Consider the following 22,867-nt stretch of genomic DNA (forward strand, 5'->3'; position numbering starts at 1 on the left):
ATCATCAAGTTTACATATGTAAATGTATTATACCGTTCGATTAAAAATTTTGTCAACGTCTTACCAAAAACGTTTTAGAGTGAACAAGGATCGTCCGTGCAATCGCAAGAATCGGTACAGCAAGAAGCAATCCAACTAGTCCCCCCACTTCTCCTCCGACAAGAAGAGAGAACATAATAATAACTGGATGCATCCGCAGCGATTTGCCTACAATGTAAGGTGATAAAATATTACTTTCAACAAACTGTAAAATAGCAAGCGCAACACTTGCTTTTATTATCATGGATGTTGAAATAGTAGAAGCAATTGCAATGGTTGGAATAGCACCAAGAATAGGGCCAAAATATGGAATTATATCCGTTACGCCAATAATGATTCCAAGCAAAAGCGGGTATTGCATGCCAATAATCCAAAAAGCAATGGCTGAAACGCCTGCTAATACAGCACAAACAAACAGTTGGCCTCGAATATAATTTCCAAGTGATTGATCAACTTCCTTCGCTAGCTTTTTTCCATCTTCGCGCCATTTATCGGGAACTAACCGCCAAAAAATATGGTACATTTCTCCATAGTCCTTTAATAAATAAAAAACGATAAATGGTACAAGAACAATAATAAGCAAGGAATCTAGAATCGTTCTCGCTGTACTAATTAAACTATTTAATGCTGATTGCACCCTTTCCTCAATAGTGACGATTACTTGCTTTAGCTTATCATGAACAAATGTCGGGAAGTTCTCTGTTTTTTCCTCCACATGATCACTAAAGTTCTCATACATCGTAATAAACTGTGGAAAATTCCGATTCATATCTTGCAGCTGAGCAATAGCAATCGGTGTCCCTTTGTAAACTCCATAGCCAATCCCTCCAAAAAACAACAAATAAATGAGTAAGATGGCTAACGTTCTAGGAACGCCGTTTTTATGTAATTTCTCTATAAGAGGATGTAACAAATAAGCAATAAAGAAGGCTACCAAAAAGGGTATAAGTACGAGCTTCACTATAGATAAAATAGGCTGCCACATCGGTCTTAGCTTCCAGAAAACGAATAAACAAAGAAAAAGGAGCAGTATAAATGCTAATCGATAAATCCAAATCATTTTTATATCTTTCACTATGTATCCCTCCTTTATATCGTAGTGTGAGGAGAGATTCGTTTGTTTATTCATTAAGACAAGGGATAAAGTTAAAACGACGACCCCTGAATATTTAGGACGTGTTTTTGGATTAATTGAAACCATATAATAAAATATGACAAAAAAATGAATTTCCTGTATTTTCCTAAAACAAGTATTATAATAGTATCATAACCACATTTTTAAGGAAGTGTAAATATGAGTACTATTGGTGTTGTATATGCAGTAATTATTTCTTCTATTTTTGTTTCTTTTATTGTTGGTGTAACGCGTTACATTCACAAGCGGAAAGAAGGGGTTGCAAAACTAAACCAGATTGAAGAAGAATGCCGTGATTTAATGGTGCAACACGCAAAATAGGTTTCTATATTCAAAAAATAATGCGAAAGATATCACAAAACATGCTTAAATAGTAGGACAAATTCCATGCTATATACAAAAAGGAGGTGACCATAAAGGGAATATCCTTTATGCCACCTCCTTTTATTAGAAAAATGTTTTACGTCTTGCTCTCTTCCAATTTTTTGAAGAAAACATATTATTTCTCCGGGCAAGATGATAGGCTGCAGCACCAAGTCCAAACGCTACCATTGATTTTCTCATATTCAAAATATTTCACTCCTTACATGCTGATTTTCCGATCGTCATCATCAAACAGATCATCAAGCGAGCTAAGTGATCCATCCTCCTCAACTTGATGGGTATAAATCATTCCCTTTGTAATGGAAAGTTCGATGAAACAGTTCCAGCAGTAGTACTGATTTACACCTATTTTTCCAATATCTTTTCCTTTGCAGTTTGGACATACTAACAAGGCAGCCCACTCCTTCGCCTTTTTTCTATTACCAAGTATGTCCAAACCACTCCCATTTAAACGTGGATAGAAAGATGTTTTCTATCTACTCCTATTGTTTCTTCGTTACATAAAATCATAAGGTGAAAGATTTTCCACATCATCTATGTCCTTCACATCAAAAGATTCCTCATCAAATGGGGTAATTGTTTTTTCCTCTATATCACCAAAGCGATTCTGAAGCTTATCACAAAGCGATGTTTGACGAACCGAATCATCAATGCGACGGATACCAGAATGAAAGGCATCCTCTTCTCCGCATAAAATAAGGAACTTCTTACTCCGCGTGATAGCTGTATAAAGTAGGTTTCTGCGTAACATCCGATAATAGCTTTTTACAACTGGCAAAATCACAATTGGGAATTCGCTTCCTTGTGATTTATGAATGGAACAACAATACGCATGAGTAATTTGGTTAAAATCTCCTTTTGTATAGGTTACTTCTATCCCATCAAATGAAATGACCATCATATCCTGTTGCTCCACATTTTCTTTCGCATAAAAGATCGATACGATTTCCCCAATATCGCCATTAAATACTTGGCTTTCCGGTTGATTAACAAGTTGGAGCACTTTATCTCCAGCGCGATACGTAACATCACCATATTGCATCTCTCTTTGCTTTTCACGCGGAGGATTAAACACTTCCTGCAAAGCAGTATTCAGAGCATTAATGCCTGCCGGGCCGCGATACATCGGAGCAAGTACTTGTACATCACGCGCTGTAAAACCTTTGGTCTTTGCATTTTCACATACTTTTTTGACAACATCTACAACTTGAGCTCCTGTACACGTTATAAAGGATCGATCAACCTTTTGCATCTTTATATCATTTGGTACTTTATTATTCTTAATAGCATGGGCAAGCTGAATAACAGAAGAGCCTTCTGCCTGACGATAAATTTCGGTTAGCCGAACAGTAGGGATCTGCTCACTTTGTAAGATATCCTTTAATACTTGTCCAGGACCTACGGAAGGAAGCTGATCTTCATCTCCTACGATAATAACTTGAATGGTAGAAGGGAGAGATTTGAACAGTTGATTTGCAAGCCAAATGTCCACCATGGAAAATTCATCGATTATGAGAAGTTTTCCTTGGATAGGGTCATTTTCATCCCGTGAAAAGGAGCCTTCTGGTGTCCATCCAAGAAGACGATGTATCGTACCAGCTGGTAATCCCGTCGATTCACTCATTCGTTTTGAAGCACGGCCTGTTGGAGCAGTTAATAAAATGGGGAATGGATGCTCATCATTATAATCTTTTGGATTAAGGGAAATGCCATTTAATGTCGCATACATTTCAACAATCCCACGGATGACCGTCGTTTTTCCAGTACCAGGTCCGCCAGTTAAAATCATAATAGGCTTTGATAGGGCAGTTTGTATCGCTTCCTTTTGTTTTGATGCATACTGCACACCTAATTTATCTTCTATCGTTCCGAGTGAAAGCAAAAACTCTGATTCTGGAAATTCTTCTTGATCCTCTTGTTTAAGAAGGCGGTATAAGGAGGATACTAAGCCTTTTTCCGCATAATATAAGGATGCAAGATATACGCGTTCTTCTTCTATTACAACTTTTTCTTCTTTTTGAAGCAGTTCAAAACATGTATGAATTTGATCCACTTGCACCGTATTTTCACGATGATTGAGCAATTGAAGCGACTGCTGCGCTACCTGCTCATTTGTCATAAATACATGTCCATCTTGCAGGGACACGTTCTCTAATGTAAATAAACAGCCTGCTCGTATACGATCTGGGTGATCCCCAGAAATCCCGAACACCTTACCTATTTCATCAGCACGAGCAAATCCAATTCCCTCGACGTCTTCGATAAGCTGGTATGGATTGTTGCGAATGATTTCAAGCGTCTGTTCTTTATAGGTTTGATAGATTTTTATACTAAGCTTTGTTCCAAAACCGTATCCGCTAAGAAAGCTCATCACTTTTTCAAGCCCTTGATGTTCGGTAACAGTTTTGTATATTTCTTGTGCTTTATCCTTACCTACAATCCCCTCAAGAGCATCGGGATCATCCATTATTTTTGAGATTGTATGCTCTCCTAGTTTTTGAACGATACGTTCTGCTGTTCGCTTTCCTATACCCTTAAATAAATCGCTAGATAAATATTGAACAATGCCGCTCTTCGTTTGCGGTAATTCTTTTTTAAATGTATTGGTATGATATTGCATACCGTACCGTGGATGTTCTTTAAACGTTCCGTTAAGCGTGAAAACTTCTTCTTCATGCATACGTGGAAAGTGACCCGTTACAATGACTTCTTTTTCATCATAAGCTTCATTTGTTTCCATCACACGCATCCGTACGACAGAATACAAATTCTCCTCATTATGAAATATCGTTACAAGCACTTGAGCTTTTATATATTTTTGCTCTTCTTCAAATAAATCCATAGCATTTTGCACGAAATGTCACCTCCATTTCCACATTACTTGTTTTGCTCTAGCATTCGAATACCATTTCCTGCCAGAAAATGATCAGGCTGAATGGCTACCGCTCTTTTGAAATGTTCCATCGCCTTGTCAATTTCATCGAAAAAGGCATAGATAACCCCTAAATTATAGTAAGCGTCAGCGTGCTCTGGATTTAGCTGCAACACCTTTTCAAATATTGGCTTCGCTTCTTTAATATGATCGAGCCGTGCTAAACACAAACCGTATTGAAATGTCGCTTCCTCATCCTTCTCATTCAGTTCCATAGCACGTTGCAAGAAAGGCAACGCTAACGTATCATTTCCTAATTGAAGATATGTAAATCCGAGCATACTATACACATCATTGTTTTGCATATCACACGATAATGCTTTTTCAAACATAAGCTTCGCTACTTCATATTCTTCGAACTCGTAATAAATTGTTCCCAGACCATAATAGGCAGTTCCTAATGTATCGTCTAACTCTAATGCCTTTTTATAAAATGCGATTGCACGCTCTTGTTCTCCAATTACATCTAATAAATTGCCAAAATTAACGTACCCAATAGGATTAGTGGGTTCCTCATCAATAGCTTCATTTAACAATCTTGCAGCCTCTTCCCATTTTCCTTCCTTCATGTACATAATTCCTTCGTTCAGCTTAGCCATACATACACCTCAACTCGATAGTTTCGTATCGTTCCTTCTTTTTTTCTAATTCTATCATAAAAGAAACCTCGGTCTCATGAAAGCCCGAGGTTTCTTACATCTTAAGATAAGTAGGACAACTTTTCACCATTACGGAATACTTCATCAATCGTTCCTCCACCGAGGCATATATCACCATCATAGAAAACAACTGCTTGCCCTGGCGTAATCGCACGTACTTTCTCATCATTTGCAATATGCACCGTGCCATTTTCAAGAACTGTAACCGTTACGGGATTATCAGGTTGACGGTAACGGAATTTCGCTGTGCATTTGAATTGCTTAGCCTTCGGTTTTCCGCTTGTCCAACTAATATCAGTTGCTAACACTTCATCCCCATACAATAGTTCATTATGGAATCCTTGTTCTACATATAATACGTTTTCCTTTAGGTTCTTTCCTACTACAAACCACGGATCACCATCACCACCAATGCCGAGACCGTGACGTTGTCCTATCGTATAATACATTAAACCATCATGTTTTCCTTTTACTTCACCGGACAAAGTAACCATGTTACCAGGCTGCGCAGGTAGGTAGTTACCTAAGAATTCTTTGAAATTCCGCTCGCCAATAAAACAAATGCCTGTGCTATCTTTTTTCGTAGCTGTAGCAAGGCCAGCATTTTTTGCCATCTCACGTATTTGCGGTTTCATTAAATTTCCAAGGGGAAACATCGTCCGAGAAAGCTGCTCTTGTCCAAGCTGATTTAAAAAATATGTTTGATCTTTATTTGTATCTACGCCGCGAAGCATTTGATATACACCGTCTTGATATAGGGCACGAGCATAATGTCCGGTAGCAACATAATCTGCCCCAAGTGACATAGCGTGATCCAAAAACGCTTTAAATTTAATTTCCTTATTACACATTACATCTGGATTAGGTGTACGTCCTGCACGATACTCATCAAGAAAATACGTGAATACACGATCCCAATATTGCTTTTCAAAATTAACTGCATAATAGGGAATTCCAATTTGATTGCAAACTGCAATGACATCATTGTAATCTTCGGTTGCAGTACATACACCATTTTCATCAGTATCATCCCAGTTTTTCATGAAAATACCGATTACATCATAGCCTTGTTCCTTCAATAAGAGTGCTGCAACAGAAGAATCGACGCCTCCTGACATCCCGATTACGACTCTCGTTTCATGAGGGGGCTTATTCAACGAGTTCACCTCCAACTTCCATTTCTCTATCATTTAACTACGTACATCATTTGATAGTCGTTTTACTATTTTAACTACTTCATATGCTGCTTTTTCAACATCTTCCTTAGAATTACCATAACCAAAGCTAAACCGAACGCTAGAGCGTATTTTGTCTGATTCTTTTCCAAACATAGCTACTAGAACATGGGAAGGATCAACCGAACCAGCTGTGCAGGCTGAACCGCTTGAAACAGCAATGCCTGCCAGATCCAAATTAACGAGAAACGATTCAATATCCATGCCGTGGAAGCTTACATTAAAGACATGAGCTAAATGGTATTCTTGATTTCCATTAACTTCGTATGAAATGCCTTCCTCATTAAAGACAGAAATCATTATATCTTTAAAAGAGAGATATCGCTGCCTTTTTTGCTCACGCTCTTTCTGAGATAGTAGAATAGCACGTTGCAATCCTACTACACCAGGGACATTTTCTGTACCTGCTCGTCTCTTTCTCTCTTGTTCCCCGCCGGTAATGATGGGAAAGAGCTTTACTTGTTGATTACTATATAAAAATCCGACACCCTTTGGTCCATTAATTTTGTGCGATGAAATAGAAAGTAAATCGATACCAAACTGTTTTACATCAATATTCACAAGTCCATAGGCTTGTACAGCATCTGTATGAAAATAGGCATGATGCTCCTTTAGTAGCTCACCGATTTCCTGAATAGGTTGTATCGTTCCTACTTCGTTGTTACCGAACATGATGGAAACTAAAATGGTATCATCCGTTAATGCACGCTTTATATCTTCAGCGCGTACACGTCCTGTTTCATCGACAGGTATATACGTAATCGTAAATCCTTCTCGCTCTAATATTTTACATGTATTTAAAATAGCACTATGCTCAATTTCCGTTGTAATGATGTGATTGCCACGATCTCGATTTGCCCGTGCCACACCTAGTAAAGCTAAATTGTCTGCTTCCGATCCACCGCTTGTAAAAATAATTTCGTTTGGATGCGCTCCAATGCTCGCTGCACAAACGCGTCTTGCTTCATCAACAGCATGACGGGCTTGGCGACCAAAGTAATGTATACTTGAAGGATTTCCAAACATTTCGGTCATATATGGAATCATGCTTTGCACCACTTCTGGATGAACGGGTGAAGTTGCGGCATGATCTAAATAAATATGCATTTAAATCACCCTTTTATTTAAAATTTTCAAAAGACACGTTAAATATAAAACATATATCCTTGGTTATTTTCCTCGTCGTAACGAACCAGATCTTCAAGTGTCGTATTATCTAGTACTTCTTGAACTGCATCTCGTATACGTAACCATAGCTGACGCTGAGCTGGCTTTTCTTCTTCTATTCCTTCTACGACAGTGATGGGACCTTCTAGACACCGAATGACGTTACCTGCCGTAATCACACTTGGATGATCAGCAAGTACATACCCGCCGTAAGCCCCTCGTGTACTTTTTACTAGACGTGCATTACGAAGCGGAGAGATAAGCTGTTCCAAATAATGCTCAGATAAATCATGAGCCTGCGCAATCGATTTTAAAGAAATCGGACCTGAGCCGTATTTTTTCGCTAAATCAATCATAATGGTTAGACCATAGCGGCCTTTTGTTGAAATCTTCATCGTAACACCTCTTTCCTAAACTTGTTTCATCACGAAAATAAGCCTTTACGATTATAACATATCTTGTATAGAATCTGTTCTTCATCGTTATATGTTCATAAATCTACTTGCTCCTCATCATTCTTATCGTAGACAAATTATACGGATATCATAAGGTACCAAGAAAACTGTTCTCATTTTTCGTCTTTCATTTGTCGTAATTTCAAATAAATAGCGCCTAATGTTTTTTCTTTACCAGCCTCTTTCGGCTTATAATACTGCCGATCTTTCAGTTCGTTCGGTAAATATTGCTGTTTTACCCATCCTCCAAAGCTTCCTAATGGAAAATCATGAGGATATATGTACCCAATCCCATGTCCCAATTTCTTTGCACCACTATAATGGCTGTCTTTTAAATGATCAGGTATATCGTAATAAGCCCCATTTCTTACGTCGGCAAGCGCCTGATCAATGGCGATATATCCTGAATTGGATTTCGCAGATAAACACATTTCAATTACAATGGTTCCAAGTATAATACGAGCTTCTGGAAATCCTACAGCTTTACTTGCTTCACACGCGATATAGGTTTTATATCCCATATCGGATGCAAGTCCGCAATCCTCATAAGCAATAACAATCAGTCTGCGACAAATACTTGTTAAATCCCCAGCCTCAATAAGCCGTGCTAAGTAGTGTAATGCGCCGTCTACATCACTGCCGCGAATGGATTTTTGCAAACCTGATAATACATTATAATGGGCAGAACCCGCTTTATCATGAGAAAATCCTTTGTTTGTTAAAAATTCTCGAATTGTTTCATCTTTAACTACATACGTTCCATTCATTTGATTAGAAGCATGTACGATATCCTCTAACACATTGAGAGAAGAGCGAACATCGCCATTCGTACCACCCGCGATTTGTTCCAGTTGCTGCTCTGTTATTTCTATCGAAAGCTTTCCCAGTCCGCGTTCTGTATCCTCTATAGCTCGTCTTAATACTATCATTATATCGGGCGGAGTAATCGGCTTTAATTGCTTAAGTTGATTACAGCGACTCCGAATGGCAGGATTTACGTCATGAAAGGGATTTTCTGTTGTCGCTCCAATCAATGTTACAAGCCCGCTTTCAACATGGGGTAGTAAATAATCTTGTTGTGATTTCGTAAAACGATGAATTTCATCTAAAAATAGAATTACGCCATTATACATTCTAGCTTCGTCAACAACCTGTTCAATATCCTTTTTCCCTGCAGTTGTTGCATTTAATGCTATAAAGTGCTTATTTGTAGAACCTGCTATCGCATAAGCTAATGAAGTTTTTCCAATTCCTGGCTCACCATATAAAATCATTGAAGGAATGTGTCCATCTTGAATCATACGATAAAAGGACGTTCCGGGTAATGTAAGATGTTCTTGACCCACAACCTCATCTAAAGATTTCGGCCGCATACGATAAGCAAGAGGTGCCTGTTCCAACTAATCTTCCTCCCTGCAATTCATTTCTTTTATTGTACTATATCTTGCAAGAGGTAGAAAAAAAATCACACCCGGGAGAAAATGATAGGAGGATAAAGCTAACTATAGAAACACCATTACTAGGGAAGGGACGATTAGAAAAAGAAACATGTTACATTGAATAGGTGATACTACATTCGACGTCGATATTTCAAGGAATACAGCAAAAATAGGCCATCATACAATTGTATAACGGTCTATTCTACCTTTCTCCTTACTCCTTTACTTGCCCAACTCGATTAATTTGGATATCCTTCATAAGCGTGCGAACTACATAGCTTGCTGCGATTAAACCCGCAACGGAAGGTGTAAAAGCATTTGAGGATGGCGGAATTTTCGCCTTTCGAATGTTAGCATTTTCATCTGGAATAATTTCTTTGCGGATATCCTCCCGAATAACGATAGGACTTTCGTCAGAAAATACTACCTTTATACCCTTTGTAATTCCTTCTTTACGAAGTCGGGTACGAACTACTTTTGCAATTGGATCTGTATGGGTTTTCGAAATATCTGCAATACGAAAACGTGTTGGATCCATTTTATTTGCAGCGCCCATACTTGAAATAATAGGTATTTTTCGTTTCAAGCATTCCTTCATAATATGAATTTTATATGAAATCGTATCAGCAGCATCGATGACAAAATCGAGACCATAGGAGAAAAATTGCTCATATGTATCTTCTGTATAAAACATTTGCAAAGCAATTACTTCGCAGTCCGGATTAATATCTGCAATCCGTTCTTTCATAAGCTCTACCTTTTGACGTCCAATGGTAGATAGAAGAGCATGCACTTGTCGATTCACATTTGTAATATCTACAACATCTTTATCTACAAGGACAAGTCGTCCTACACCAGACCGAGCCAATGCTTCGGCTGCAAAGGAACCGACTCCTCCAATACCTAGTATCCCTACTGTACTATTTTTCAATATTTCAAGTCCCTCTTTGCCAAGAGCTAATTCATTTCGTGAAAATTGATGTAGCATATCTAGTATCACTCCTATTGCAAACTCACTCAATTTGTATTCTACCTTCTTTTCCTACTATTTGTATAGAAAAAGTTATTATAAGATCGATCAGAGCTATAAAGTGAAACTTCCCTCGGTGGGGGTTTTCTCTCATCCCCCACCGAGGGTTAGCCCGCCGAATCGGATTTTTACGGGCAGTTGTCCCCCTCCACCTATCTTCCTTGATTCACTCCGAATCTTGAGGTGGGGTCTTACTGCCCGTTAAAGCGGGATAAAAAATCCTATGGGTATGCCCCCATAGGATTAGTAAAATTCAAATTTCTATCCAGAATTGTGTAGCCCTTATTTACGACCCTTATTCTGTAGGTGAAGTTCATTCAATTGTGCAATAGAAACTTCACTTGGTGCATCTGTTAATAGACAGCTAGCGCTTGCCGTTTTTGGAAAGGCGATTGTATCACGTAAATTTGTACGACCAGCTAAAAGCATAACAAAACGGTCTAGTCCGAGTGCAATTCCACCGTGTGGCGGAGTACCATATTCGAACGCTTCTAGTAAGAATCCGAACTGTTCTTTCGCTTCCTCTTCCGTAAAGCCTAATGCTTTAAACATCTTTTCTTGCACATCACGTTCATAGATACGTAGAGATCCTCCGCCTAGCTCATAACCATTTAACACGATATCGTAAGCCTGTGCACGTACATGTTCTGGTTCCGTTTCAAGAAGCGGAACATCTTCACGGAACGGCATTGTAAATGGATGGTGAGCTGCAGAGAAACGATTTTGTTCTTCGTCATATTCAAGCAATGGCCAATCGGTTACCCATAAGAAATTATAGGCATTTTCATCGATAAGCTCTAGGTCTTTTCCAAGTTTTAATCGAAGTGCACCAAGGCTATCGGCTACAATACTCTTACGGTCGGCAACAAACACCATAAGGTCCCCTACTTCACCTTCTAAGACCTGAACTAAAGCGGCACTTTCTTCTTCACTAAAGAATTTCGAAATTGGCCCTTTTATTCCATCTTCTTCGACTTTGAACCATGCTAAGCCTTTTGCACCGTATATTTTCACAAAATCCGTTAGTGCATCCATATCTTTACGAGAATATTTGCTTGCTGCGCCTTTTACATTGATGGCTTTTACCTGTCCACCGCTTGCTACCGTATCAGCGAATACCTTAAAGCCGCTCTTTAAAACGACTTCGGAAACATCGACAAGCTCTAAACCAAAACGAGTATCTGGTTTATCAGATCCAAAGCGTGACATTGCTTCGTTATACGTTAAACGCGGAAATGGTGTAACGATATCTAATTGCTTTGCTTTTTTCATAACTCGTTTCATCAAGTTTTCCATCATAGCGATAATATCATCCTGCGTCAAGAAGGATGTTTCGATATCGACTTGTGTAAATTCCGGCTGACGATCTGCACGTAAATCTTCATCACGGAAGCAGCGAGCAATTTGATAATACTTTTCGAAGCCACCTACCATAAGAAGCTGTTTAAAGAGCTGCGGTGATTGTGGCAAGGCATAGAATTCACCAGGATGAACACGGCTTGGCACTAAATAATCACGTGCTCCTTCCGGTGTACTTTTCGTTAAGATAGGTGTTTCCACTTCAAGAAAGCTTTCTTCATCAAGGAAATTACGGATGGTTTTTGTAATTAAGTGACGAAGCTTAAGTGTTTCTAGCATTTCAGGGCGACGCAAATCTAAGTAACGATATTTTAAACGAACGTCTTCCGAAACATCTGCATCATCTGCAATTTGAAAAGGCGGTGTCTTTGCTTTATTTAAAATCGTTACTTCTGTAGCCTGTATTTCGATATATCCAGTCGGAATTTTCGGATTCACTTGTCCTTCTTCACGTTTTATTACAGTACCGACTACGTGCAGTACATACTCACTTCGCAAACTTTCCGCTACTTCTAACGCTTCTTTTGATATTTCAGGATTAAATACAACTTGTACGATTCCTGACCGATCACGTACATCAACGAAAATTAATCCCCCTAAATCTCTTCGTTTTTGTACCCAGCCATTTAATTGAACTGTAATTCCTACGTTTTCTAATGAAATTTCTCCACAATGATGTGTTCTCACAGCCATTTTTTCTCCTCCTATAAAACTTTTTCTGCTATATAAGAAACGAGTGTATCAATAGAAACTTCCTTCTGCTCGCCACTTTCCATTTCTTTAATCGTTATGACGTTTCGTTCTAACTCGTTATCTCCTAAAACAGCAACATATTTAGCATGTAATCGATCAGCAGCCTTAAATTGAGCTTTTACTTTTCGATCTAAATAATCCTTTTCCGTTGCTATTCCTGCTTTTCTAAGCTCAAATACTAGCTTCGCTGCTACATCCTTCGCTTTTTCTCCAAGAGCAACAACGTAGCAATCAAGATCGAAAGAAATAGGAAGCTGAGCTTGTTCTGCTTGCAGAGCAAGTAGCAATCTCTCAATACTTAATGCAAAGCCAATTCCTGCTGTTTCAGGTCCCCCAATTTCCTGTACTAAGCCGTTATAGCGACCTCCACCACAAAGAGTCGTAATCGAGCCAAATCCATCGGAAACACTCATGATTTCAAATACAGTATGTTGATAATAATCTAAGCCGCGTACTAAATTAGCGTCTATTTCAAACGGTATTCCCATTACGGTTAAGGCTTTTTGAACATGATCAAAATACTCGCGTGAAGCCTCATTTAAATATTCTGTTATAGAGGGCGCAGATTTCATAAGTTCATGGTCATGATCCTTTTTGCAATCAAGGATTCGAAGCGGATTTTTTTGCAATCGCGCTTGGCAATCACTGCAAAACTCACCAATTCGAGGCTCAAAGTGATTAACTAATGCTTCGCGATGTGCCAAACGGCTTTCAGGATCTCCTAGACTATTTAGGACTAGCTTGATACTTTTTAATCCCAAACTTCTATAGAACTCCATCGCAAGGGAAATAACTTCAGCATCTACTGCAGGATCGCTACTACCAAGCACCTCTGTTCCAAACTGAACGAATTGACGATAGCGTCCAGATTGTGGTCTTTCATAGCGGAACATTGGACCCATGTAAAAAAGCTTAGTAGGTTGTATGCTATCTCCATACATTTTGTTTTCCACATACGAACGTACAACAGAAGCAGTCCCTTCAGGACGAAGTGTTAAACTTCTCTCTCCGCGATCTTCAAATGTATACATTTCCTTTTGTACAATATCTGTTGTATCTCCTACCCCGCGCATAAATAACTCTGTATTTTCAAAAATAGGCGTACGAATTTCTTTATAATTATAACGTCTGCAAATGTCTCGCGCTTGCGCTTCGATATACTGCCATAATTCTACCGTTCCTGGTAGAATATCTTGTGTTCCTCTTGGGATTTGAATAGACATATTGCGTTCCTCCTTCTTCTAAAATTAAAATTGTGCAAAAACGGGCACGTGTCCGCTTTTTCCTTTCATGTCCAGCTCCCACATGCCTGCTCCTATGGTCTGCATATAAAGGCAAAGAACACCTTTTTGTGCGGGTGCCGGCAGCCCTACGGAGCAAGAACGGGCACGTGTCCGCTTTTCTTTTACAAAACAAAAAAACCCCCATTCCTACTAAATTGTAGGGACGAGAGTTTTATACCCGTGGTACCACCCTAATTGAAGCATTTGCTTCCACTCTTCCATAACGCCTGAACGCGTTTATCTCCTACTAAGTTTCCTTTTCAGAGTAAAACCTACGGAGTGTTCATTCAATATGTCATCATGTGAAAATGCTCTCAGCCCTAGGCATTTTCTCTCTTTTCATGTGTCATCATATTTACTGTTCTCCATCATCGGTCTTTTCGATATGTACGTATAAAAAACATTATTTTGTTTATTAATATACGTTTGTTATGGTTTATTGTCAAGAGCGACTCAAGTGTTTCTTGACGTTTTTCACATCCTGAATGGACACCCCATACTCCGAAGCTAGTTCCATAGCAGGAAAGCTGCGTTCCTTCAAATCATTCTCTTGAATCTGAAAAGGAAGCAGCCCATTCGCACTATTTGTTATTCTGTTAGCCCGATCACTATTTCTCATATTGTATCCCTCGCACCTTTGTATTTTTTCATAGTGTTCCACTATTTTTGAGAACCTATTCTACAATGCATACAAGGAGTACGAAGAAAAAGTAGGCAAAGGAATCTTATTTGCTTTCTATTAGAAGCGTAACAGGACCATCATTCACTAATTCCACTTCCATCATCGCACCAAAAATTCCTGTTTCAACATGAAGGCCCTTTTTCTCTAGTTCTTTATTAAATAACTCATACATTTGCTGGGCATATTCAGGTCTTGCAGCATCCATAAAGTTTGGACGTCGTCCTTTTCGGCAATCTCCGTACAACGTAAATTGTGACACAGACAAAATGTGGCCACCTTTATCCAAAACGGAATCGTTCATTTTCTCATTTTCATCCTCGAAAATACGAAGGTTTGCAATTTTTTCGGCCACATACGCAGCATCACTCTCCGTATCATCGTGCGTGACGCCAACAAGTAACATTAACCCAAATGGAATGCTGCCGACTATTTCCCCGTCAACTGTAACGGATGCTTTCTTTGTTCGTTGCACTACTACTCTCATCACTATTCCCCTTTGCTATTCCCCATTAATGCATCAATCGACGGACTGAATAAATATCTCGTACTTGTTTAATGCGTTCTACTACTTTGTGAAGGTGATGGATATTCTGAATGCTCATAGAAATATGAATGGTTGCCACTTTATTTCGATCGCTTCGACCTGAAACGGCTGAAATATAAGTTTTCGTCTCATTTACAGCCTGCAATACCTCATTTAATAGACCTCTACGATCAAATCCAGAAATTTCAATATCCACATTGTATTCAAGATCTTTATCAGGATCATTTTCCCATTCTACATGTAGGAGGCGCTCCTTTGCTTCCTCCGTTAACACATTTACACAGTCTGCCCTATGAATAGATACCCCTCTACCTTTTGTGATGTAGCCGATTATTTCATCACCTGGTACAGGATTGCAACATTTAGACAAACGAATTAACAGATTATCAGCACCGCATACTTTAATACCTGAGTCGCGTTTTCGAATTCTCACAACATTTCGTGTATCGGATACTTTTTCTTGTAGCATTTGCTCTTCTTCACGTTGTTTACGAAACTTGTCCGTTAATCGTGTAACAATTTGTGCCGATGAAATCCCATTGTACCCAACCGCAGCATACATTTCTTCTTCATTTGGAAAATTAAATTTTTCAGCAACACGTTTTACATTTTCGGTGTTAAGAACTTCCTTTACATCATACTCTAAGTTTCGTAAGTCCCGTTCAATCAGTTCTTTTCCCTTTTCAATATTTTCTTCACGTCGTTGCTTTTTAAAGAACTGGCGTATTTTATTTTTTGCATGTGAGGTTTGCGCCAGCTTTACCCAATCTTGACTTGGTCCATAGGAATGCTTAGATGTTAGAATTTCAACAATATCACCGGTCTTAAGTTTATAATCTAGCGGCACCATCTTACCATTTACTTTTGCACCTATGGTCTTGCTTCCAATTTCTGAGTGAATGCGATAAGCAAAGTCAATGGGAACCGAACCAAGCGGCAGCTCTACCACATCGCCTTTAGGTGTAAATACAAATACCATATCTGAAAACAAGTCAATTTTAAGTGATTCCATGAACTCTTCTGCATTGGATGCATCATTTTGCCATTCCAATATTTGCCGAAACCAAGTTAGCTTATTTTCAAGTGTTTCACTTTCCGCTATTTCTTTTCCTTCTTTATATGCCCAGTGAGCAGCAATCCCGTACTCTGCAATGCGATGCATTTCTTTCGTTCGTATTTGTACTTCTAACGGGTCTCCCTTAGGCCCTATAACCGTGGTATGAAGGGATTGATATAAATTGGCCTTTGGCATGGCGATATAGTCTTTAAATCTTCCAGGCATTGGCTTCCAACATGTATGAATAATTCCTAATACGGCATAGCAATCCTTAATACTATTAACAATGACTCTTACAGCTAACAAATCGTATATTTCATTGAATTGCTTATTTTGTATGACCATTTTACGATAAATGCTATATATGTGTTTAGGTCGTCCCGAAATATCGCATTGAATCGTAACCTCAGACAGTTTTTCGCGAATTTCACTCATTACCTCTTTCAAATAGTCTTCACGTTCTGCTCGTTTTCGTTTCATTAAATTTACAATTCGATAATATTGTTGTGGATTTAAGTAGCGTAATGCGGTATCCTCAAGCTCCCATTTAATCGTATTAATTCCCAGACGATGCGCCAATGGAGCAAAAATTTCTAATGTTTCATTTGCAATACGGCGCTGTTTTTCTTGCGGCAAATGACGTAGAGTTCTCATATTGTGTAAACGGTCCGAAAGCTTAATCAAAATCACGCGAATATCTTGTGCCATAGCGACAAACATTTTGCGATGATTTTCTGCTTGTTGTTGCTCGTGTGATTTATACTTAATCTTTCCTAGCTTTGTAACACCATCCACAAGCATTGCTACTTCTTTCGAAAATTCTCGCTCTAAATCTTGTAACGTTACTTCTGTATCTTCAACTACATCATGTAAAAAACCAGCCGAAATCGTAGCCGGGTCCATTTTCAAACCTACTAATATTCCTGCTACTTGAATAGGATGGATAATATACGGTTCGCCAGATTTACGATATTGTTCACGATGGGCGTTGCGAGAAAATTCATACGCATGCTTAACCATCATTACATCTTCTTCTGTTAAATATTTACTCGCGTTCTCCAATACCTGTTCGGCCGTTAACACTTGTTCGTTCGCCATGGAATCACCTTTTATATGATTAATTAATTCTTTATAATAAACAAGAAGTATGATTTATTACATCATTATAACGCATATAACTAAATTTGTGAAAAGGAAAGCGAGTACTTTAAGACTAGAAAGTCTAGTCATTTGTATGAGTTCGTTTCTCCCTTTTAAAGTACCTTTTTTTTGAGGTATCTTCCTTACCTGAAATGGATGGATAATGGTTGCATACATTGGTTATTATTTTCCCATCATGAACGGGTTTCATAATAAAAGTATAGAAAATGGACCGTTACAGATATTCTCCATGTTACTTCTGGGGTTCTGTATTACGGTCCATGTACACATTAGCATTAACAATCACTAATTGATTAATATTTCATAAGGGTCAAAACATCGTAGTCTTTTAATTTTTCACTTCCACCAAGGTAAGCAAGTTCAATTAAGAAGGCAATTCCTACAACAATTCCACCTAATTCTTCTACAAGAGCAATGGTTGCCTCAATTGTTCCTCCTGTCGCAAGAAGGTCATCTGTAATAAGAACACGTTGTCCAGGACGAATTGCATCCTTATGAATCGTTAATACGTCCTTACCATATTCCTTACCATAGTTGTATTTAATGACTTCACGAGGAAGTTTTCCTTCTTTACGAACCGGTGCAAAGCCAACTCTCAATGCATAAGAAACGGGACATCCAATAATGAAACCACGTGCTTCTGGTCCAACCACAAGCTCAGCATTCTTTTCCTTTGCAAATTCTACAATTGCATCTGTTGCAGCTTTGTATGCTTCACCATCATTCATCAATGGTGTAATATCCTTAAAGATGATTCCTTCTTTTGGATAGTCTGGAACAATAGCAATATATGGTTTTAAATCCATGTTAATAAACCTCCTGATATGTTAAACAGCTCTTTTGCATATTACTGAACCACGTATATAACTGCTGATACGTGGAATATATCAATTCTTTTTCTACTTGCAATCCATTCATTTTTTCACGAAATGTATCGGATTCAGATAGATCACGCTTTGATACAATATCTTTCATAAAAATTACACCATTTTTTATTGTAACAAATTCTAGCTCAAAAAACACCTGTGTCATAAATTTTACTGTATCTTTAGACCATCCTTTGTGCTGGCAAAGCTTTTCACCATACTCACGAAGTGAAAAAGAAGCATTTTGACGTAAAAATGAAAAATACCATTTGAAATGATCACGAGTCGGTATCGTATTAAATGTATGCTCATATTCATGCCAAAAGACAGTATAAATGCGAGACGGAAAGCCCTTTGTAAAAAGTTGCTTAACATCATCTATACTTTCAGGCAAATCATAAAGGACTACGTAACGCCCTTTAAGCGAGTGTTCTGTCGCTTCACTTGCCCTTTGAACCATTCCCCTAATTGAAGAAGAGAATGTTGGCGGTTCTCGAAAATATAGGACAGTCAGCATATTCTCAGGTAAAGACGTAATGCATTTTTCTGTATTTCTCATCCCGCGTAAATCAAATAATTGCCAATGTTCTACAGAAATATCAGAAATCATAATTTGCGGCTTTCGAAAATGATTCCACTCATTAATAGTTGCTTCTCCTACAATAGAGACACGTGACAATGGTGAAATTTGCTCTACCACAAAGCCAAATCCGAAGCCAACGCAATCCAATTTACTTTCACCGTCTTGCAGTAATAGCTTTAGATGGGAACCGTCTGAACCGATTTGACGAATACTTTCAATTGCTACATCTTCAATTCGAATACAAGGTTTGGGATTATGAACACCAAACGGAGCTAACAATTGCATTTCTTCGATAGAGGATAAGGTCACATCCGACAATGAGCAGGTTGTATCTATTTCAGTAATCGGCAAGAGAAGCTCCGCAGTAAGCACTTCGTCTGCTAACCCATTTAATCGATTTCGTAATTCATCCACATCGGAAATGGCTAGACTCATCCCAGCCGCCATCGTATGTCCCCCGAAATGAGGTAATAAATCACGACACTTCGATAAATTGTCAAATAAATCGAATCCTTCTATACTACGTGCAGATCCTTTCGCAATTCCCTTTTGATGGTCTATGCTAAGAATAATGGTTGGACGATAATATCGCTCTACCAATTTTGAAGCTACAATACCAATAACTCCGGCATTCCATCCTTCCTTCGCAATTACTAAAACTTTATTACGGTCAGGAGGAAATCTTTCTTCTACTTCCAGCATAGCCTCTTCTGTGATTTGCTTTACAATATCTTGACGCAGCTGATTGGTTGTATTTATTTCTTCTGCAAGAAATTCCGCTTCTTCCTGATCCTTTGTAGTAAGTAATTGAACTGCAGGATCAGCATCACCTAATCTTCCAACGGCATTAATGCGTGGACCAACTGAAAAGCCAATGACCACTTCATTTATTTCACTTGCATTTATATTAGCCACACGAAAAAGAGCCAAGTATCCCGGACGAGTTGTTTGTCTAAGCTTCTCTATTCCTTTTTTTGCGATTAATCGATTTTCACCAATAAGTGGAACTAAATCAGCAATTGTTCCAATTACCGCGATATCTAAAAGATGCTCGGGTACTCGTCCTAATAAGGCGTGTGAAAGCTTAAAGGCAACTCCGACTCCTGCAAGATATCCAAACGGATAGGTTTCCCCTAACCGTGGATGGACAATTGCATAGGCATCCGGAAGACTTGGAGAAGGCTCATGATGGTCCGTAATAATTAGATCTATTCCAAGTTCCTTTGCAACATCGGCCTCCTTGATTGCTGAAATACCCGTATCTACCGTAATGATTAAGGAATATCCCTCACTCTTCGCCCAGCGAAAAGCTGCTTCATTCGGCCCATACCCTTCTGTAAAACGATTCGGAATATAGAATGATACATTTGCATTTAATTCCTGAAGCGTTAGTAGTAGTAGAGTTGTACTGCTTACGCCATCAGCATCATAATCACCAAAGATAAGAATATGCTCTCCATCCTCAATTGCATGATGGATGCGTTCCACAGATTGTTTCATGTCGTGTAAAAGAAATGGATCATGAAAATGCTGCTCTGTATAGAGAAAATTAACAATTTCCTGTTCCGTTCCTAGTCCTCTATTTAACAACAAAGAGACGACAAAAGGTGTAAGCTGTAGCGACTGTGAAAGTCGCATTACCTCTTCACTATCTTGCCTCTTTTGTTTCCAACGCGTTTTCGCTCGTAACAACGAGATCACCCCTTAACCTATTTATTATACTAAACAGGGTAAGGGGTGACAATGAACTGTTTTTGAAAACAGATAAGCACCTGCCTATAAAAAAAAGACGATACCACTATTACGGTATCGTCTTTCATCTTTATACAAGAATATCTGATTTTGGTTTTGGTTCTATTTGTTTTTTCTGCTTTCCTTTTCCCTTTTTCAATTTGCGTATCTCCATATATAGCCATATCTGAGAAGCAACGAAAACAGAGGAATACGTACCAACAATTAACCCGATAAGCAAAGCAAAAGAGAAACTGCGCAAAGAAGGACTACCAAAAATAAACAATGCAATAACCGGTAGTAACACGGTCAATACTGTATTGACAGAACGGGTAAGCGTTTGTCTGATACTTAGATTCACAACATCCTCTAAATCCTTGACTGTACGAACTTTTCTTTCTTTGTACAACTCACGGTTACGGTCAAATGTAACGATACTATCATTTATAGAGTAGCCGACGATCGTTAACACAGCTGCGATGAATGGAATATCCACTTCTAACCGCAAAATACTAAACATAGTGATGATAAAGAATGCATCGTGCAATAATGCAATAACCGCTGAAACGGCATAAGTAAATCGGAAGCGAATGCTTATATACAAGATAATTCCTATAGAAGCAATCAAAACAGCATAAAATGCATTACGCGCCAATTCCTTACCGATGGTAGGTGATACGGTGCTTACGTTTGGTTCCGCACCATATTTATCTTTAATTGTACTTTTTACTTTTGCAATCTCATCTTTATTAAGTACACCTTTTGAACGAACGGCAGCACCTTGATTATTCGCGCCTGTTAAAACAATATCCTCGGTTTTTATACCTAGATTCGTCAAATCTGTTTTTAACTCACTTACCACAATTGGCTTTGTACTCGTTATGTCTATTCGAGAACCACTTGAAAAATCAATGCCTGTATTTAAGTGAAATACAGATACAACGATAGCACCTACAATCATAAAGATTGTAGAAAATACGAGAAAACCATGTCCAACCTTTACAAAGTTAATCGAATCAAAAGGAGTTGGTGCATGCATTACACCTTTTGATAAAGGAATAATCTTACTTTTCTTCACACCAAACCATTGAATTTTATTATCAAATAAACGGCTCTTAACAAGAAGTCCAAGCAATAAACGAGTAACCCCTACATTTGTTGCAAAGCCGACAACAAGACTGATCATTAAACTTGTTGCAAAACCTTTCACAGAACTATTACCAAAAACAAATAATACAAGGGCTGCAATCATTGTAGTAATATGTGCATCCAAAATAGTTAGGAAGGAATGACGATTGCCTGCACGATAGGCAGCCATAACGCTTTTTCCAATTTTCAATTCTTCTTTAAACCTCTCATCGGTAATGATATTGGCATCTACCGCAATTCCGACCCCTAGCACGAGAGCCGCAATCCCCTGCAACGTCAGGACAGCATGTATACCATTAAAGACAAGAAGGGTTATGTAAATATACAAGCTAAGAGAGATAATTGCTATCATACCTGGCAAACGATAGTAAAATAGCATGAACAAGAAAATAAGGGCGACGCCAATTATTCCAGCTAAAATCGTTTGTTGCAAGGCTGTTTCCCCGAATTGCGCTCCTACCGAAGTAGAGTATATTTCTTTTAAATTCACAGGAAGAGAACCTGCATTTAACAAACTAGCAAGTTGCTTTGCTTCATCTGGAGTAAAGGACCCTACGATCGATACATCTGTTTGATTAAACACTTGATCTACTCTAGCCGCTGATAGATACTTAGGCTTTGCCTTTTGGCTTTCTGCCTTATATGAATCACCGTCTTGGTAATCTAACCAGATAACCATTATATTATTTGGCTTCATACCTAGCACATTTTCTGTAACTTGTTTGAACTTTTCAGCACTGTTAAGGGTTAAAGCAACACTTGGTCGACCTTGTTGATCAAACGTTTGCTTTGCTCCGCCTTGTTTTAAGTCTGCTCCATCCATCAACACATTATCATTTACATCACGAAATGTAAGCTTTGCTTGCGTTGATAATATTTCCCTGGCCTTCGTTTGATCTTGTACACCAGCAAGTTGAACACGAATACGATCATTGCCTTCAATCTGAATATTCGGCTCGCTGACACCGAGAACGTTAACACGATTTTCCAATGCCTTGACTGTACTTAGAAGAACGTCACGATTTATGGGTTCCCCTGGTTTGGCTGGCTCTACTTGATATAGAATTTCAAAGCCGCCACGCAAATCTAGCCCAAGATTAATACCTTGTGTTACATTTTTTGTCGTTGTTCCAATAATTCCTCCAACAAGTAGAACAATTAAAAAGAAAACAACGAGTTTGCTTCGTTTTGCCATTTGTTTAGTGTTCCTCCTTATACTTGAGA

At 38.6% G+C, this 22,867-nt stretch carries 19 protein-coding genes and 2 other annotated features (1 of these 21 running past the window's edge); of the genes, 1 reads left to right on the forward strand and 18 read right to left on the reverse strand.

Annotated features, from left to right (window positions below):
• Window positions 1-14, reverse strand: a binding site (T-box leader); it reaches 190 nt to the left of the window's first position.
• A gap of 38 nt (window positions 15-52) precedes the next feature.
• Window positions 53-1,114 (reverse strand): AI-2E family transporter, encoded by a 1,062-nt coding sequence (locus ACM5BR_RS09025; protein ID WP_416827410.1) that lies wholly within the window; start codon window positions 1,112-1,114, stop codon window positions 53-55.
• 219 nt (window positions 1,115-1,333) lie between these two features.
• On the opposite strand from ACM5BR_RS09025, the gene ACM5BR_RS09030 reads away from it, so the two are divergent.
• Complete coding sequence (locus ACM5BR_RS09030) at window positions 1,334-1,495, forward strand: peptidase (protein WP_416827412.1); 162 nt, start codon at window positions 1,334-1,336, stop codon at window positions 1,493-1,495.
• A gap of 126 nt (window positions 1,496-1,621) precedes the next feature.
• On the opposite strand, the gene ACM5BR_RS09035 is transcribed toward ACM5BR_RS09030, so the two are convergent.
• From ACM5BR_RS09035 to secDF, 17 genes are all read right to left on the reverse strand, one after another.
• Entirely contained in the window at window positions 1,622-1,738 is a 117-nt protein-coding gene (locus tag ACM5BR_RS09035; RefSeq protein ID WP_416827878.1) for a DUF3918 family protein, read from the reverse strand.
• A gap of 19 nt (window positions 1,739-1,757) precedes the next feature.
• Window positions 1,758-1,949 carry a hypothetical protein gene (locus ACM5BR_RS09040; protein WP_416827414.1) on the reverse strand — a complete coding sequence of 64 codons (192 nt, stop codon included), beginning with the start codon at window positions 1,947-1,949 and terminating at the stop codon, window positions 1,758-1,760.
• 105 nt (window positions 1,950-2,054) lie between these two features.
• Entirely contained in the window at window positions 2,055-4,400 is a 2,346-nt protein-coding gene (recD2, locus tag ACM5BR_RS09045) for an SF1B family DNA helicase RecD2 (RefSeq protein ID WP_416827879.1), read from the reverse strand.
• A gap of 35 nt (window positions 4,401-4,435) precedes the next feature.
• Window positions 4,436-5,089, reverse strand: a complete 654-nt coding sequence (locus tag ACM5BR_RS09050; protein WP_416827415.1) for a tetratricopeptide repeat protein — start codon at window positions 5,087-5,089, stop codon at window positions 4,436-4,438.
• A gap of 101 nt (window positions 5,090-5,190) precedes the next feature.
• On the reverse strand, window positions 5,191-6,306 hold the full coding sequence (mnmA, locus tag ACM5BR_RS09055) for a tRNA 2-thiouridine(34) synthase MnmA (RefSeq protein WP_416827417.1): 1,116 nt from the start codon (window positions 6,304-6,306) through the stop codon (window positions 5,191-5,193).
• A gap of 33 nt (window positions 6,307-6,339) precedes the next feature.
• Window positions 6,340-7,491 carry a cysteine desulfurase family protein gene (locus ACM5BR_RS09060; RefSeq protein WP_416827419.1) on the reverse strand — a complete coding sequence of 384 codons (1,152 nt, stop codon included), beginning with the start codon at window positions 7,489-7,491 and terminating at the stop codon, window positions 6,340-6,342.
• Between the two features lie 38 nt (window positions 7,492-7,529).
• On the reverse strand, window positions 7,530-7,946 hold the full coding sequence (gene cymR, locus ACM5BR_RS09065) for a cysteine metabolism transcriptional regulator CymR (RefSeq protein ID WP_416827421.1): 417 nt from the start codon (window positions 7,944-7,946) through the stop codon (window positions 7,530-7,532).
• Window positions 7,947-8,119: 173 nt separating this feature from the next.
• The gene (locus ACM5BR_RS09070; protein WP_416827423.1) at window positions 8,120-9,406 is read right to left on the reverse strand and encodes a replication-associated recombination protein A; all 1,287 of its coding nucleotides are present in this window, start codon (window positions 9,404-9,406) and stop codon (window positions 8,120-8,122) included.
• Window positions 9,407-9,659: 253 nt separating this feature from the next.
• A complete protein-coding gene (locus tag ACM5BR_RS09075) occupies window positions 9,660-10,433 on the reverse strand; it encodes a tRNA threonylcarbamoyladenosine dehydratase (protein ID WP_416827424.1) in 774 nt (257 codons plus the stop codon).
• Window positions 10,434-10,757: 324 nt separating this feature from the next.
• Window positions 10,758-12,527 carry an aspartate--tRNA ligase gene (gene aspS / locus ACM5BR_RS09080; RefSeq protein WP_416827426.1) on the reverse strand — a complete coding sequence of 590 codons (1,770 nt, stop codon included), beginning with the start codon at window positions 12,525-12,527 and terminating at the stop codon, window positions 10,758-10,760.
• Between the two features lie 11 nt (window positions 12,528-12,538).
• Window positions 12,539-13,810: a histidine--tRNA ligase gene (gene hisS / locus ACM5BR_RS09085; protein ID WP_416827428.1), complete on the reverse strand. Its 1,272-nt coding sequence runs from the start codon at window positions 13,808-13,810 to the stop codon at window positions 12,539-12,541.
• Between the two features lie 216 nt (window positions 13,811-14,026).
• Window positions 14,027-14,251: a binding site (T-box leader), on the reverse strand.
• Window positions 14,252-14,312: 61 nt separating this feature from the next.
• On the reverse strand, window positions 14,313-14,489 hold the full coding sequence (locus ACM5BR_RS09090; RefSeq protein ID WP_416827430.1) for a hypothetical protein: 177 nt from the start codon (window positions 14,487-14,489) through the stop codon (window positions 14,313-14,315).
• 106 nt (window positions 14,490-14,595) lie between these two features.
• Window positions 14,596-15,036, reverse strand: a complete 441-nt coding sequence (gene dtd / locus ACM5BR_RS09095) for a D-aminoacyl-tRNA deacylase (protein WP_416827432.1) — start codon at window positions 15,034-15,036, stop codon at window positions 14,596-14,598.
• A gap of 25 nt (window positions 15,037-15,061) precedes the next feature.
• Window positions 15,062-17,251, reverse strand: a complete 2,190-nt coding sequence (locus ACM5BR_RS09100) for a RelA/SpoT family protein (protein WP_416827433.1) — start codon at window positions 17,249-17,251, stop codon at window positions 15,062-15,064.
• Window positions 17,252-17,607: 356 nt separating this feature from the next.
• Entirely contained in the window at window positions 17,608-18,120 is a 513-nt protein-coding gene (locus ACM5BR_RS09105; RefSeq protein WP_416827435.1) for an adenine phosphoribosyltransferase, read from the reverse strand.
• Between the two features lies 1 nt (window position 18,121).
• Window positions 18,122-20,455, reverse strand: coding sequence for a single-stranded-DNA-specific exonuclease RecJ (gene recJ, locus ACM5BR_RS09110; protein WP_416827437.1), 2,334 nt, complete (start codon window positions 20,453-20,455; stop codon window positions 18,122-18,124).
• 130 nt (window positions 20,456-20,585) lie between these two features.
• Entirely contained in the window at window positions 20,586-22,838 is a 2,253-nt protein-coding gene (gene secDF / locus ACM5BR_RS09115; protein ID WP_416827439.1) for a protein translocase subunit SecDF, read from the reverse strand.
• Window positions 22,839-22,867 lie beyond the last annotated feature (29 nt).

The sequence above is a fragment of the Ectobacillus polymachus genome (genome assembly GCF_048159605.1).
GTDB lineage: Bacteria > Bacillota > Bacilli > Bacillales > Bacillaceae_G > Ectobacillus > Ectobacillus polymachus.

What these genes read in the sequence shown, in the direction of transcription:
- ACM5BR_RS09030 (WP_416827412.1), top strand. Translation starts at nt 1,334, where the DNA reads ATGAGTACTATTGGTGTTGTATATGCAGTAATTATTTCTTCTATTTTT.
- ACM5BR_RS09035 (WP_416827878.1), bottom strand. Translation starts at nt 1,738, where the DNA reads ATGAGAAAATCAATGGTAGCGTTTGGACTTGGTGCTGCAGCCTATCAT.
- recD2 (WP_416827879.1), bottom strand. Translation starts at nt 4,400, where the DNA reads ATGGATTTATTTGAAGAAGAGCAAAAATATATAAAAGCTCAAGTGCTT.
- ACM5BR_RS09050 (WP_416827415.1), bottom strand. Translation starts at nt 5,089, where the DNA reads ATGGCTAAGCTGAACGAAGGAATTATGTACATGAAGGAAGGAAAATGG.
- ACM5BR_RS09060 (WP_416827419.1), bottom strand. Translation starts at nt 7,491, where the DNA reads ATGCATATTTATTTAGATCATGCCGCAACTTCACCCGTTCATCCAGAA.
- cymR (WP_416827421.1), bottom strand. Translation starts at nt 7,946, where the DNA reads ATGAAGATTTCAACAAAAGGCCGCTATGGTCTAACCATTATGATTGAT.
- ACM5BR_RS09075 (WP_416827424.1), bottom strand. Translation starts at nt 10,433, where the DNA reads ATGCTACATCAATTTTCACGAAATGAATTAGCTCTTGGCAAAGAGGGA.
- aspS (WP_416827426.1), bottom strand. Translation starts at nt 12,527, where the DNA reads ATGGCTGTGAGAACACATCATTGTGGAGAAATTTCATTAGAAAACGTA.
- hisS (WP_416827428.1), bottom strand. Translation starts at nt 13,810, where the DNA reads ATGTCTATTCAAATCCCAAGAGGAACACAAGATATTCTACCAGGAACG.
- ACM5BR_RS09090 (WP_416827430.1), bottom strand. Translation starts at nt 14,489, where the DNA reads ATGAGAAATAGTGATCGGGCTAACAGAATAACAAATAGTGCGAATGGG.
- dtd (WP_416827432.1), bottom strand. Translation starts at nt 15,036, where the DNA reads ATGAGAGTAGTAGTGCAACGAACAAAGAAAGCATCCGTTACAGTTGAC.
- ACM5BR_RS09100 (WP_416827433.1), bottom strand. Translation starts at nt 17,251, where the DNA reads ATGGCGAACGAACAAGTGTTAACGGCCGAACAGGTATTGGAGAACGCG.
- ACM5BR_RS09105 (WP_416827435.1), bottom strand. Translation starts at nt 18,120, where the DNA reads ATGGATTTAAAACCATATATTGCTATTGTTCCAGACTATCCAAAAGAA.
- secDF (WP_416827439.1), bottom strand. Translation starts at nt 22,838, where the DNA reads ATGGCAAAACGAAGCAAACTCGTTGTTTTCTTTTTAATTGTTCTACTT.